12 protein-coding genes and 1 pseudogene are annotated in these 12,595 nt (G+C 60.7%); 6 read left to right on the forward strand and 7 right to left on the reverse strand.

The window, feature by feature from the left end; genetic code table 11:
- Positions 1-361: 361 nt before the first annotated feature.
- Positions 362-1,063 carry a hypothetical protein gene (locus NW809_RS06060; protein WP_414401739.1) on the forward strand — a complete coding sequence of 234 codons (702 nt, stop codon included), beginning with the start codon at positions 362-364 and terminating at the stop codon, positions 1,061-1,063.
- A gap of 67 nt (positions 1,064-1,130) precedes the next feature.
- Here the strand turns inward: NW809_RS06060 and tyrS are convergent, their stop codons facing one another.
- Positions 1,131-2,384, reverse strand: a complete 1,254-nt coding sequence (tyrS, locus tag NW809_RS06065) for a tyrosine--tRNA ligase (RefSeq protein ID WP_099812990.1) — start codon at positions 2,382-2,384, stop codon at positions 1,131-1,133.
- 408 nt (positions 2,385-2,792) lie between these two features.
- Positions 2,793-3,155, reverse strand: coding sequence for a photosystem II complex extrinsic protein PsbU (gene psbU / locus NW809_RS06070; RefSeq protein ID WP_041438474.1), 363 nt, complete (start codon positions 3,153-3,155; stop codon positions 2,793-2,795).
- 214 nt (positions 3,156-3,369) lie between these two features.
- Between psbU and gcvP the strand changes: the two genes are divergently transcribed.
- Complete coding sequence (gene gcvP / locus NW809_RS06075; protein WP_414401740.1) at positions 3,370-6,300, forward strand: aminomethyl-transferring glycine dehydrogenase; 2,931 nt, start codon at positions 3,370-3,372, stop codon at positions 6,298-6,300.
- A gap of 8 nt (positions 6,301-6,308) precedes the next feature.
- On the opposite strand, the gene NW809_RS06080 is transcribed toward gcvP, so the two are convergent.
- The gene (locus NW809_RS06080; protein WP_099834815.1) at positions 6,309-7,091 is read right to left on the reverse strand and encodes a hypothetical protein; all 783 of its coding nucleotides are present in this window, start codon (positions 7,089-7,091) and stop codon (positions 6,309-6,311) included.
- A gap of 283 nt (positions 7,092-7,374) precedes the next feature.
- Between NW809_RS06080 and NW809_RS06085 the strand changes: the two genes are divergently transcribed.
- Positions 7,375-7,557: a hypothetical protein gene (locus NW809_RS06085; RefSeq protein ID WP_168174230.1), complete on the forward strand. Its 183-nt coding sequence runs from the start codon at positions 7,375-7,377 to the stop codon at positions 7,555-7,557.
- On the opposite strand, the gene NW809_RS06090 is transcribed toward NW809_RS06085, so the two are convergent.
- The 3 genes from NW809_RS06090 to NW809_RS06100 form a co-directional block, all read right to left on the reverse strand.
- A complete protein-coding gene (locus tag NW809_RS06090) occupies positions 7,554-7,715 on the reverse strand; it encodes an AtzG-like protein (protein WP_414347014.1) in 162 nt (53 codons plus the stop codon). The two genes, NW809_RS06085 and NW809_RS06090, sit on opposite strands and share 4 nt — an antisense overlap.
- Before the next feature lie 139 nt (positions 7,716-7,854).
- The gene (locus NW809_RS06095; protein WP_414347013.1) at positions 7,855-8,418 is read right to left on the reverse strand and encodes a hemerythrin domain-containing protein; all 564 of its coding nucleotides are present in this window, start codon (positions 8,416-8,418) and stop codon (positions 7,855-7,857) included.
- Positions 8,419-8,564: 146 nt separating this feature from the next.
- Complete coding sequence (locus tag NW809_RS06100) at positions 8,565-9,437, reverse strand: tRNA (5-methylaminomethyl-2-thiouridine)(34)-methyltransferase MnmD (RefSeq protein ID WP_041438476.1); 873 nt, start codon at positions 9,435-9,437, stop codon at positions 8,565-8,567.
- 137 nt (positions 9,438-9,574) lie between these two features.
- On the opposite strand from NW809_RS06100, the gene accD reads away from it, so the two are divergent.
- The 3 genes from accD (at position 9,575) to NW809_RS06115 (ending at position 11,954) form a co-directional block, all read left to right on the forward strand.
- A complete protein-coding gene (accD, locus tag NW809_RS06105; RefSeq protein WP_011430918.1) occupies positions 9,575-10,519 on the forward strand; it encodes an acetyl-CoA carboxylase, carboxyltransferase subunit beta in 945 nt (314 codons plus the stop codon).
- Between the two features lie 279 nt (positions 10,520-10,798).
- Positions 10,799-11,173 (forward strand): STAS domain-containing protein, encoded by a 375-nt coding sequence (locus NW809_RS06110; RefSeq protein WP_414401741.1) that lies wholly within the window; start codon positions 10,799-10,801, stop codon positions 11,171-11,173.
- Positions 11,174-11,255: 82 nt separating this feature from the next.
- Positions 11,256-11,954: a class I SAM-dependent methyltransferase gene (locus NW809_RS06115; protein WP_099812983.1), complete on the forward strand. Its 699-nt coding sequence runs from the start codon at positions 11,256-11,258 to the stop codon at positions 11,952-11,954.
- On the opposite strand, the pseudogene NW809_RS06120 reads toward NW809_RS06115, so the two are convergent.
- A pseudogene (locus tag NW809_RS06120) lies at positions 11,951-12,595 on the reverse strand (potassium transporter TrkA); the annotation flags it as partial. The gene NW809_RS06115 and the pseudogene NW809_RS06120 sit on opposite strands and share 4 nt — an antisense overlap.

Consider the following 12,595-nt stretch of genomic DNA (forward strand, 5'->3'; position numbering starts at 1 on the left):
GAAGACTTCTTTACTACTGATCAATCCATCCTCCTTCCGAAGTTGGTTTGCTAAGTGCTGCTATTGTACCCCTTGAGCCCTTAACAGGCTGTAAAAACTTGTCGATCCTCAGGCGATGGCTTTCAGAGGTGACAGTTTTTTTAAAATAAGCGTCCTTGTTTAACTTTGGCTTTAGAAGCATGGCCCGTGGGGTTGGGGAGCTTCAAGAGGCTTGCCGGCCAGCCTAGAAAAAGCTTGGCAGTCCAGTTTTGCCCCCATCTCCTCTCCCGAAGGCGGGCAGACGCCGCCTGAGGTGCATGGGAACCCGTCCACAGGTGTAAGCTCTAATAGGGATCCCTCTGGGTGAGGAGGACGGTCAAACATGGCGGCCAAGCAACTGAAGTTCTACTGGAGCCCTCAGTACCAGATCTTTAGCTGTGACGGGGCCAAGCTGGAGGGGCACGGCTCCATCCAAACCAATCCCTCGCATGACCTGGTTCACTTGTTCATTGCCGCCAACGGCAAGATGCCTTGGCAGCCGGTAGAAAGCCGCGAGCAAACCTGCTTTGCCGAGTACAACGCTGTGCTTCTGGAGCACCTTTTGGTCAACTGCTTCAACGCGGCAGCGCTGGGATCCATGGCCCCAGAGCAGATCGTTCCGGAGGCGCGAAAGTTTTTGCAGTGGTTTGTTTCCGAGCATTATGCGCCTTTTCCGGTTTCCGAAGAAGAAGCCTTTCGGCGCTTTGCCGAACACTTGGATATCGAGCGCATGGTGCGGCTATTCCCCTACTTCTACAGCCTGCGCGCCTGGGAGTGCTTCAACCCCACTTACCGCAACGAGGTTTACGATTTGGAATTCACTTCCGAAGACGATCCGGTCAAAGAAGCCCCGGAATGGGCGGCGGATCCCAATATTTTGGAGACCCAAGAGCTGGTGCGGCAAAAGCTCGCCGAAGCTGTGGCGGAGGCAAGATCGATCCGGCCCCGGCCAGAGCCCGTGTTAGCTTCGCCGCTGTTTAACCCCTCAGCCAAGACCAAGCAGAAGAAATCCGGGCTCGGCTTTAAGCCCATCCCCACCTGTTGAATAGTTGTGGAACCATCGAGCTCCCCTCATAGAGGGGTTGGGGGTGAGGGGAGAAAACCAAAGCTGACTAGTTTGTGCCGACCACCAAGCGGCAGAAGGCCTTCTTGCCCACCTGCAAAACCCGCCCGTCCAGCTCAGAGGCTTGGGCAAACTCCAGGTCGGGATCCTCCACCTTTTGCCCGTCCAGCCGCACGGCGCCCCCTTGGATTTGCCGACGGGCCTCGGCAGCGCTCTTGCAGAGGCCGGATTCGCGCAGGATGTAGCTCAGTTTTACCGGGTAAGACAAGCACTGGATGGCAAAAGTGGGGATGGATCCCGTTTCAACGAGATTGCCTTGTAACACCAGCGCTTGGGCGGTGCGCTGCGCCTCTTCTGCGGCTTCAGAAGAGTGAAATTGGGCCACGAGGGTCTTGGCCAAGAGGATCTGGCGCTGGCGGGGATCCGCCGGCAGCTCCGAGGGGGGCACCGAGGTGAGCAGCTCAAAGTAGCGCTCCACCAGCTGATCCGGCACCTTCTCTAGCTTGGAGTACATGGTGAGGGGATCCTCGGTCAGGCCCACGTAGTTGTTTTTGGACTTGGACATTTTCTGGTAGCCATCTAAGCCCTCCAACAGGGGCACCGTCAGGCAAAATTGAGGGGTTTGGCCCTTCCACAGTTGCAGCTCCCGGCCAACCAGGAGGTTAAAGCGCTGGTCAGTCCCCCCTAGTTCCACGTCGGCTGCCAGGGCCACCGAATCATAGCCCTGCAGGAGGGGGTAGAGAAATTCGTGGAGATAAATTGGCGTCCCCGAGCGGTAGCGCTGGGCAAAGTCCTCTTTGGCCAACATCTGCCCCACCGTCATCTGAGCCTGCAGCTCGATTAGCTCGCTCAAGGTAAGGCGGGCCAGCCACTCGCTGTTGCGGCGCACCTCCAGCCGGCCAGGGGTGGCAAAGTCCAAAATCTTGGCAGCCTGCTCCAGATAGGTGCGGGCATTTTCCTCCACTTCTGCCGGCGTCAGACGGGGACGCGCCTCCGATTGGCCAGTGGGATCCCCGACCAGCGCCGTGAAGTCCCCGATGAGCAAAATAGCCACATGGCCAGCATCCTGGAACTGGCGCAACTTGCGCAAGACCACCGCATGGCCCAGGTGCAGATCCGGCCGCGTGGGATCGATGCCCAGCTTCACCCGCAAGGGGCGATCGGTGGTGGCCAGGCGCTCCGCCAAGGCTGCCGCTCCCCCTGGGAAGACCTCGGCCACTCCCCGCTGCGTGATCTCGGCGATGCGGGGATCTCCCTGGGCTGACGAGACAGCAGTTGGAAATGTTCTCGAAGTTGGCTCCATCCACTTGGCTCGATGAGCACCATGGGCTATTTTAAGCCCATCAAAACCTTCGGGGTACTCTGGCGACGGGGGATAGAGACTGAGGAGGGCAGCTCCCCTTGGGTCTCACAACTAGCGGGGGAATTCCCAAGGCCATTGGGGAACTACTGGGCCCCCCTTTCATCCCCCCGTGTACGAGGGGACAGAGGGGGGTTCGGGAACGCTTGGGGAGATCTGGCGTAGTGACAAGTAGGTGAAGAAGTTAGTGGCCCGTCACTAATTACTAACCACTAGCCACTAGTTAGTAAGTGCTGTCGTGGAACCAAGAACAAGAATCCCCGCCCTTTAGGGATGGGGGGTATGTCGACGCAGGCTTCATAAAAGCTGCAGAGAAGCAGAAAGCTTTCTCCCCTGCAGACCCTGCCAGGATCAGCCGTAGTATCCCTGGTTGATCCGGTTTTCCAGTTGGTTGGCTCCCTCTTGGTACTCCCCAAACACGAAGTTCTCCGCGTTCGCCTTGATCAAGGCCTTCTGTTGCTCCGTCAATTCTGGGATCTGCAGCATGTCCTCCAGGCTGTTGTAGGGAGCATTTTTTACTAGGATGCGGGCCAGGGTGGGATAGAAGCCGGGCAACTGGCGGTAGTTGCGCAGGATGGTGTTGTTCACGTCGATGGGAGTGTCAAGATGTTTCACCGGCGGCAGCTCCGCCGCCACCGCCGGGATCCCCAAGGGGACCAAGCACAGACAGAGCAGCAACAGGATAGACACCAAGGCGGACAGGAGCCGACGCATAGCACCACCTCTCCAGACAGAGTTGAAAGCAGTCATGACAACGCTCAGGGGATAGGTCGCTAACATTCTCCGACCATTTAGTGTCTCATCCCCGCTCCCCCGAATCGAGACCCAGATTCAAATTTGGATCCCGACAGAAACAATTTTTAACAACTATGATCGGGGAATAGCCTTTTGGCGGCTGACCGACTTTCCATCGCTTTTGTTTTGCCCCATGTCCGACTCCACCATCCTCCATCCCCTCAGCCCCTCTGGACGGGAGACGCCTCAACCCCTCTCTGCCGTCGATGCCGAGCTGGAGCTGCTAGAGCAGCGAGAACTCTTCCTCTGGCGGCACATCGGGCCGGACGCCCAGCAAATCCGTCAGATGTTGCACGCCTTAGGGCTGAGCTCTCTACGGGAATTAGTGGATAAGGCGGTACCGGCGGCCATCCGCAGCAGCCGACCCCTGGGCCTGGGATCCCCCTGCAGCGAGCAACAAGTATTGGCGGAGCTGAGGGCGATGGCGGCCCAGAACCAGGTGTGGCGCTCCTTTTTGGGTATGGGCTATTCCAACTGCCTGACGCCGCCGGTGATTCAGCGCAACATTCTGGAGAACCCCGGCTGGTACACCCAGTACACCCCCTACCAGGCGGAGATCGCCCAGGGGCGGCTAGAGGCCCTGCTCAATTTCCAGACGATGGTGATCGATCTAACAGGCATGGAGATCGCCAATGCCTCCCTGCTGGACGAAGCCACTGCCGCCGCCGAAGCGATGAGCCTGGCCTACACCTTAGCGGGCAAGCAATCCCCAGTTTTTTGGGTGGATCGCGGCTGCCATCCCCAGACCATTGCCGTCGTGCAGACGCGGGCAGAGCCCTTGGGGATCCAGGTGCGTGTGGCCGATCCTTCGCAGTTGGAGCTGGAGAACGGCTTTGGATTGCTCTTGCAGTATCCCAACACCTATGGAGAGATCCGGGATTACCGCGAGCTGGTGGAGCGGGCCCACCAAAGGGGGATGGTGGTGGCCGTAGCTGCCGACTTGCTCAGCCTGACTCTCCTGCAGCCGCCGGGAGAATGGGGGGCGGACATCGTGGTGGGATCCACCCAGCGCTTTGGGGTGCCCCTGGGCTACGGCGGCCCCCATGCCGCCTACTTTGCCACTCGCGAGGCCCACAAACGGCTGCTGCCGGGGCGCCTGGTGGGGATCTCTCAGGATGCTCAGGGCAGGCCGGCCCTGCGCCTGGCTCTGCAAACCCGGGAGCAGCACATCCGCCGCGACAAGGCCACCAGCAACATCTGCACCGCCCAGGTGCTCTTGGCCGTGGTGGCCTCCATGTATGCCGTCTATCACGGCCCCCGAGGCCTGCGGCAAATCGCCGAACGCATCCACCGCCAGGCCCATCACCTAGCGGCCGCGATTCGCCAGCTGGGCTACAGGGTGGGGCCAGAGTATTTCTTCGACACGTTTTGGGTAAGGGCAGAGTCCCCCGCCCAGGTTGGGCAGATCCAAGAGCGGGCCGCCCAGCGGCGCATCAACCTGCGCCGGATCGACGAGATGACCCTGGGGATTAGCTTGGACGAGGCCACCACCGCTCAGGATCTGCGCGATCTCTGGCAGATCTTTGCCGGCTCTGAAGAGCCAGCCTGGGATGTCGAGGGCCTGGGTTTGGATGCCAACCAAAGCCTGCCCCCCCAGCTCTTGCGCACCACTCCCTACCTCACCCATCCGGTGTTCAACCGCTACCACTCGGAAACGGAGCTGCTGCGCTACATCCACCGCCTGCAGAGCCGGGATCTCTCCCTTGTCCACTCCATGATCCCCTTGGGCTCCTGCACCATGAAGCTGAACGCCACAGCCGAGATGCTGCCGATGACCTGGCCGGAGTTTGCCCAGCTCCATCCTTTTGTGCCCCTGGAACAAGCTCGCGGCTATCAAACCCTCTTTGCCCAGTTGGAGCAGATGCTGGCGGAGATCACGGGCTTTGCTGGCGTCTCCCTGCAGCCCAACGCCGGATCTCAGGGGGAATACGCCGGCTTGCTGGCCATTCGCCGCTACCACCAGGCGCGAGGGGAAAGCCAGCGGCAGGTGTGCCTGATCCCCACCTCTGCCCATGGCACCAACCCCGCCAGCGCTGTCATGGCTGGGATGCAGGTGGTGAGCGTGGCCTGCGACAGGGCCGGCAACATCGACCTCGAAGACCTGCGGGCCAAGGTGGAGCAGCACCGGGAACGCCTGGCTGCCCTGATGATTACCTACCCCTCCACCCATGGGGTGTTTGAGGAAGGGATCCGCCAGATTTGCCAGATGATCCACGAGGCCGGGGGGCAGGTGTACATGGATGGGGCCAACCTCAACGCCCAGGTGGGCCTCTGCCGCCCTGCGGAGCTGGGGGCCGATGTCTGCCACCTCAACCTGCACAAGACCTTCTGCATCCCCCACGGCGGCGGCGGGCCGGGGGTGGGGCCCATTGCCGTTGCCCGTCATCTGCTGCCGCATTTGCCCGGCCACCCCTTTTTGCCCGGCTGCAACGGCCCGGTCAGCGCCGCCCCCTGGGGCAGTGCCAGCATCCTGCCCATTGCCTGGGCCTACATCCGCCTCATGGGATCCGCCGGCCTTACCCTAGCTACCCAAGTGGCCCTCCTCAATGCCAATTACATCGCCAAGCGGCTGGATCCCTACTACCCGGTGCTCTACAAAGGGCCGGGGGGATGGGTGGCCCACGAGTGCATCCTGGACCTGCGCCCCCTCAAGAAAAGCGCCGGCATTGAGGTGGAGGATGTAGCCAAGCGGCTAATGGACTACGGCTTCCACGCCCCCACCATCTCCTGGCCGGTGCCGGGGACAATGATGGTGGAGCCCACCGAGAGCGAATCCCTAGAAGAGCTGGATCGCTTCTGTGAGGCAATGATCGCCATTCGCCAGGAGATTGCTGCCATCGAGCGGGGCGAGATGGATCCCGTGCGCAATCCCCTTAAACTTGCCCCCCACACCGCCGAGGTAGTGGCCGCCGACCACTGGGATCGCCCCTACCCTCGCTCCCTAGCCGCCTATCCCCTCCCGTGGGTCAAGGAGCGCAAGTTCTGGCCCAGCGTCAGCCGCATTGACAACGCCTACGGGGATCGTCACCTGGTGTGCAGTTGTCAGCCCTGGCTGGAAGGCTAACCCTCAGATCAAGCCGCTTGTGGTTTCACTTGGACCAGCTCTGAGCAAGAGGAGAGGAGTTGCTCGGCCTCTTGCATAAGGCGCTCAGTCTCTGGCAGCGAGGCCAGCACCAGGGGCAGCACCTCCTCATCGGCCTTGACGGCATTCTCGGTTTCTTGCAGGAGATTGATCGAGTCCTCGGTAAGCAGGTCAGCCACCTGCGACAGTTGCGCCTTCAGCGAGGCGTTCTCTCGCTCCAATTGCGCCAGCCGCGCTTGCAGGCTATCCACTTGCCGATCTCGCTCTCCCAGGGCTGCTTCCAGCTCACGGTTGCGGGCCTCCAACGCTTGGCGGGCTGCCTCTGCTTGGTTCAGCCGTTCTGTCAAGCTTGCCAATTCCTCCTCCAAACTGGTGAGGCGACTCAACTGTTGCAAAAGTTGGGCATTCTCTGCTTCCAGTTTTTCAATCAACGCCTGAGCGCTCAACAGATCTGCTTTGGTGGACTCCAGCTCGTGACAGACTTGGTCATAGTTGGCAATCAGCTCGCCCAGCCGAGCTTCTCTCTCCCGAAGTTCTTCTCGCAGGGAACGGACCAAGCGATCCCTTTGTTCGACGCCCTGTTGTAACTGTTCGACGTCCTGCCGCAGGATAGGCAGTTCATCCAAAGCTTTCCGGGCCGTGACCAGAAGCCTCCTGAAGCTCTTCTGCAGGCGGCTGTGGGAGTGATCTAATTTGGCGAAGGCTTCGTTGAGCGAGAGATAAGCCTCGCACAGTTTCGTGTAGCGCTGGGCCAGAAAAGTAGGGTGATCCATAGTGCAGAGTCCAGGTGGGGGTGCCATGTCCATTTTATGCCGCTCATTCTATCGACCCAAGCCGGAAAAGAGGTTATTCGCTACAACAACCGTGGGATTAATTTTACTTTAAGATTTTCCTCTCTCTGGGCAAACAGCTCACGTCCTGCCCCGGCAAGATTCAAACTCTCTGGCAAAAACAAAGGGGCAAAAGCGGCCCTCAAGAGTGGCACATTTTTACCCCTATCGAGGAGATTATAAATTTAGCGTCTGGAGCAAAGGATTCAAAATTAAAACACTAGATATGGTTCAAACGCGCCTAGAGGGAGCATCTCCTGGCTCAGGCAGGCCGCGCATCCGGGATCCCCAGCGCTTCCAGATGGGCGGCGGCCCGCAACAGGTTGGCCTCTTGGTAGGGGGCAGCCACCAGTTGTACGCCAAAGGGCAGGGATGTTGGCAGGCCGACAAAGGAGAGGGGCTGGGTTAGAGGCTCATCTTCTCAACCGTCGGCAGCAACGGAAGCTCCAGCAGCTGTTGAGCAAGGGGCAAGAAGCGGGCGAAGTTTTCGATCACCTCCGCTCGATGGTCGGGATGCAGGAGTTGGGCCCTCTGATCGATGTAGGTTTCGGGATCCCAAGGTTGCATCGATGCAAGGGGTCGGCTGGGGAAAAAGTACCACAAGCCAGCTTGCCAAAACCAGCAGAAAGTTACCCAAGGCAAAATCCAAAGACAAGACCGTCCTTGGCTAAGGGGTGGCCATCGACGCCGTGCTACCTTGCGGAGGCTAAAGGCGTTCGTGGGGAAAGACAGGGCGAGTTACTGCCTGCCGCTCCCATTCCTCCAAGCTGGGGCGACGACCGGCAGCAGAACTGGAGGCGCTGGCCTGCAGGCGCTTGCGGAACAGGCGCAACTGCTGCTGCTCTGCAGCGGGGGAAACATGCTGGGCAAAGAGGGGATGCAAGAGCTTCTCTTCCTGCTCGAACTGGGCCCGCAACTGCCGATAGAAGTGAAGAGCAGAAGTGGGATCCAACTGCTGCGGGTCGCGCTCCGCCTGGTGCAAAAAGCGCGTCAGCTCCGGGATCTGATCCCGCAACTGCTGCTCCAGCCGGTCAATTTGGGCGCTGCGGTGGGGATCCGCCGCCAGAGCCGTCCTGAGCAGCGGGTAAAGGACATGGCGCTCCAGTTGAATGTGGCGGGAGAGGCGCTGCCGCAACCTTTGCACACAGAGACGCCGCTGCTCCAGATCTAACTCCGGAGCTCGAGAGAGGCGAGCCAAGAACTGCAGGGTAACACGGTGCTGTTCAGCACAAAGGACAACCAGTGTACCGGCAGAGGCCGAAGGAGACATAGCAGCTCACCGGAGAGAGGGCTTCACTTTAGCTTAACTTTGTCAAGACGCGGCAGCTTGCGTAAGGGTACGGGACTGGTGCAGGTGTCTTGGATACACTCAGACAGCAATTCCGGCAAAAGCTGCCCAGATCTGCACTCCGGTCGCTAGGCTTGCACAGGCCAGCGGCGTTTCCAGGCGGAAGTGGGCTCAAGGGGTGAAGTTTGCTGTTCTCGCTGGCGTTGCAGCCGAATCTGGGCTCTATCCCCTTGCAAGGTAGGATCCCGGTAGGGCACCGCGGCGCGGGTTCGCAGGTGCTCCCACTCCATGGGCGAGAGGGGCGGCAGGTGATGCGGTTGGGGCGAGGCCACCGTGCCCGGCCAGGGGCGGCCCACCGGCGGCGTCGAGCCAATGAATAGCCCCGCCTCCAGCAAGGCCGCCCGCACCGCCGCCGCACAGGAATAGGTGGCCAGGATCCCGCTGGGGCGCATTCGCTCGGCCACTGCCCGCAAGAAGTCCACCGTCCACAGCTCCGGGCAAACCGAAGGGGAGAAGGGATCCAAAAACACCGCATCCGCCCATCCCGGCGGCACCTGGAGCAGGGTTTGCCGGGCATCTCCCCACAGCAGGGTTCCCCGCCAGCGCGGCGATTGCCAGGATCCCTGCTCGATCAAGTGTTGCCACTCCTGGCCAAAGCTCCAGGTGGATCCCACCCCCACCTGCCAGGCCTGGCGGGGCACCTCTGGGGATCGCTCCAGGCCAATGACTTCCACAGGGCAATCGGGCCGCACCTGCCAAATCGTCTCCAAGGCCAGGCCGGAGTTGTAGCCGAGGCCAAAGCAAATATCCAAGAGGCGAATGGGATCGTCCGGATCCCGCTCCAACGGCAGGCGATCCAGCCGGCAAGGGCGGACAAACTTCTCCAGCGCTTCCTGGGCAGCGCCGCTGGTGTTATGGAAAGCCTGCCCGAACTCTTGGGAGAAAAAGGTCAGGGATCCATCCCCTGTGGTCAACACCTGCCACTGGGTTTCTGCGGTCATGGGCTATTGCAAGTCTCTATTTCCAGCTTGGCGATTCTTTGATAGCTTGAGAACGTTAAGATGAGTTTCGCAGCTCACCGGCAGGGCTTACAGATTCAGCTCTGGCCATCCCTAGCTAGGGGGGTACCTCAGCGGCTATGTCTTTACTGGATTGGTTTGCCGAGCGGCGCAAGCAGACTTCCCTTAACTTGACCGGCAGCAGCCCCTTCGACAAAGAGCGGCAAGTGCGGGAGATCGCCGACGGCCTGTGGCAGAAGTGTCCGGCTTGCGACGCCCTCACCTACACCAAGGATCTGCAGCAGAACTGGCAGGTTTGCCCGAGCTGCGGCTATCACCATCGCATCACGGCCCCGCAGCGGCTGCAGCAGCTTTTGGATCCCGGCTCCTGGCAGCCCCTTGACGAGCACCTGGCCCCCACCGATCCGCTGCACTTTTTCGACCAAAAGCCCTACGCCGAGCGACTGGCCTCTTATCAGGAGCGCACCCAACTTAAAGATGCCGTCTTGACCGGGCTGGGCAGCTTGGAAGGGATCCCAGTGGCGATGGGCGTGATGGACTTCCGCTTTATGGGCGGCAGCATGGGCTCGGTGGTGGGCGAGAAGATCACCCGTCTTACCGAACGAGCTACCCGCGATCACCTGCCCCTAGTCATCTTCTCCGCCTCGGGGGGAGCCCGCATGCAGGAAGGGATCCTCAGCTTGATGCAAATGGCCAAAACGGCAGCCGCTCTGCAAAGGCACCGCGAGGCCGGGCAATTGTTCATCTCTGTGCTCACCCATCCCACCTATGGGGGGGTGACTGCCAGCTTTGCCATGTTGGGGGATTTGATCCTGGCCGAACCCGGCGCCCAGGTGGGGTTTGCCGGGCCCAATGTTATTGAGCAAACCATCGGCAAGGGCAAGCTGCCGGAGGGCTTCCAGACGGCCGAATATCTGCTGGCCCACGGGCTCATCGACGCAATTGTGCCGCGAACCGAGCTGCGCAGGCGCCTGGCCCAGTTGCTGGCCATGCACCGTCCTCGCCTGCGTATGTCCCTTCCCGCCCTCGAGCCGACTTATGCGCTCGATCCGGCCAGGATCTGAGATGGGGAGCCAAGGTTGGATCCCTCTGCCTGCAGGCGGAGCGGCTAGCTCCCCTCTCCCAAAGGGAGAGGGGTAGGGGGTGAGGGATTGCTCCCCGTCTGAAGAGGAAGTGAGGGTAGCTGCCTCAACGCTGGGCCCCGCAGACAATCTCAACCAGTTGGAAATTGCCATGGCAAAGAGGGATACCCTCTCTTTCTGCATAAGAGGGATTTCCTGCCGAGGGGGTAATAGCAGCAACCGATGGTGCTAAGGTGGGGCATGAGGTTTTGACGGGAAACGATGAATTTTAAGCTGCGCATCCGTACCGCTGAAACTCCGCAAGGGCAAAAGCTAGCCATTGTGCCCCTGGAGGGTCGTTTTGATGCCAAGGCCGCTTCCGAAGCCCGGCAGTTGCTGCAGCAGGTTTTGGATTTTGGCTACACCAACCTGTTGATCGACATGTCGGCGGTTACTTTTATGGATAGCTCGGGCCTGGGGGTGCTGATCTCAGCCTTGCGCAAGTGCCGGGCTGCCGGTGGCAATCTCGGCCTCTGTGGCGTTCCCGAAAGCGTCGCCCTTGTCCTCCGCCTGACCTCAATGGAAAAGGTCTTGACCTGTTTTGACGACCTGGAAACGGGCATCGCCAACTTCCCCACCGCTTCTTCCGCTCGCTAGGCCGACATTCCTTTTTGATTTGCTTCGATGCCCTTCCTGCGCTGCTGACCTGGTTCCCAGGATTCGTTGAGAATGCTCAGCCATGCCCCAAACCGGCCTCGATACCTTTCAGCTTCTTTACCAGCACCACCGTGGCCCCAGCTTTTGCGAGCGCATGCTGGCCACGGCTCCTGGGCGCTTCAACGAGGCCTTTTGGCGGTTTTGGCAGCAGCACGTTGAGCCTTGCTTGCCTGCTGCGCCCTGCCTGCTGGATCTGGGAACGGGGCCGGGGTATGTCCTCCGGCAGTGGGCCCAGCGCTACCCCGGCGGACAGTTGATCGGCGTAGATCTGATGCCCTACATGTTGGAGCGGGCTAAAGCCGACCTCAAAGACATCCCCGGCATCCAACTGCTGCAAGCGGACCTCCACGATCCCCATTTGCCCCTGCCCGATAGCAGCGTTGACGCGGCCCAGGCGGTGGTGGTGATCCACGAGATGGTGCAGCCGGTGCGCCTGTTGCAAGCGGTGCGGCGTCTACTCAAGCCAGGGGGACGATTTTTGCTAGTGGACTGGGTGCGCGCCCCCCTCAGCCTCTACTTCGATGCCGCCACCGAGGCCCAACTGTTTCAGCCGGACACCCCCCTAGATACCTTGGTGGATCAATTTACCCACTTCTACGAGCACAACCGCTTCAGCGCCGAGGACTTGGCCTGGCTGTTGGAGAAGGTTGGTTTAAGAGTCGTGGCCCAGGAGCTCTACGGGCAAAATCGCTTTGTGCGTCTTGTGGCCGAAAAGCCCTAGAGGACTTCAAGGATCCGCCGCTCGCCGGACTGCACCTGGGCAAACACCTGCACCTCGGTGCTCATTTTGCGCAGTTGGCGGGCCAACTTAATGGCCTTGTCGCGGGGGAGAGGGGGACTCACCACTGCCGGCAGACAGCGCAACAGCGGCTTCAGGGCCGTCTTGGGCAGCCGCGCATAAAACGCCAAGGTGGAGAGGATCTCGTCTTCAAAGTAGGGGTTGCGACATTCCAAAAGGCGCACTTGATACAGCTCCGGCGGCAGAGGGCGTCCCTGGGCCAGGCGAATCAGGGATCCCACCGTCCCCATCACATACAGGCGATCCCCCCGCTTCAACACCGTCTCGCCCTCTTTCTGCCAGATCTTGGGGAAAACACAGGGCCGGCCCGGTCGGGAGTGATGCAGCAAAATTGCCAGGTCGTAATCCTGGGCCAGTTGCCGCAGGGACAGCCCCAGGTAAGGGCTGGAAGGCGAGACCTCCAGCAGCGTCACCAGCAGCGTTTCCCCCTCCCAAGTTAAGGTGCCGTAAACGGATCCCACCAGCGCTGCCGTGGCAAAAGCGCGCGCCCCCAGGGCGGTGGTGCTGTAGCTGGTTCCCAGCGTCTGCAGATGCCGCTGCATCCGCGCCGCCACCTGGGGATC

This window comes from Synechococcus sp. WC101, from assembly GCF_047461555.1.
Taxonomy (GTDB): Bacteria; Cyanobacteriota; Cyanobacteriia; order Thermostichales; family Thermostichaceae; genus Thermostichus.

What these genes read in the sequence shown, in the direction of transcription:
- NW809_RS06115 (WP_099812983.1), top strand. Translation starts at nt 11,256, where the DNA reads ATGCCCCAAACCGGCCTCGATACCTTTCAGCTTCTTTACCAGCACCAC.
- NW809_RS06090 (WP_414347014.1), bottom strand. Translation starts at nt 7,715, where the DNA reads ATGCAACCTTGGGATCCCGAAACCTACATCGATCAGAGGGCCCAACTC.
- NW809_RS06060 (WP_414401739.1), top strand. Translation starts at nt 362, where the DNA reads ATGGCGGCCAAGCAACTGAAGTTCTACTGGAGCCCTCAGTACCAGATC.
- tyrS (WP_099812990.1), bottom strand. Translation starts at nt 2,384, where the DNA reads ATGGAGCCAACTTCGAGAACATTTCCAACTGCTGTCTCGTCAGCCCAG.
- psbU (WP_041438474.1), bottom strand. Translation starts at nt 3,155, where the DNA reads ATGCGTCGGCTCCTGTCCGCCTTGGTGTCTATCCTGTTGCTGCTCTGT.
- NW809_RS06095 (WP_414347013.1), bottom strand. Translation starts at nt 8,418, where the DNA reads ATGTCTCCTTCGGCCTCTGCCGGTACACTGGTTGTCCTTTGTGCTGAA.
- NW809_RS06100 (WP_041438476.1), bottom strand. Translation starts at nt 9,437, where the DNA reads ATGACCGCAGAAACCCAGTGGCAGGTGTTGACCACAGGGGATGGATCC.
- gcvP (WP_414401740.1), top strand. Translation starts at nt 3,370, where the DNA reads ATGTCCGACTCCACCATCCTCCATCCCCTCAGCCCCTCTGGACGGGAG.
- accD (WP_011430918.1), top strand. Translation starts at nt 9,575, where the DNA reads ATGTCTTTACTGGATTGGTTTGCCGAGCGGCGCAAGCAGACTTCCCTT.
- NW809_RS06085 (WP_168174230.1), top strand. Translation starts at nt 7,375, where the DNA reads ATGGTTCAAACGCGCCTAGAGGGAGCATCTCCTGGCTCAGGCAGGCCG.
- NW809_RS06110 (WP_414401741.1), top strand. Translation starts at nt 10,799, where the DNA reads ATGAATTTTAAGCTGCGCATCCGTACCGCTGAAACTCCGCAAGGGCAA.
- NW809_RS06080 (WP_099834815.1), bottom strand. Translation starts at nt 7,091, where the DNA reads ATGGATCACCCTACTTTTCTGGCCCAGCGCTACACGAAACTGTGCGAG.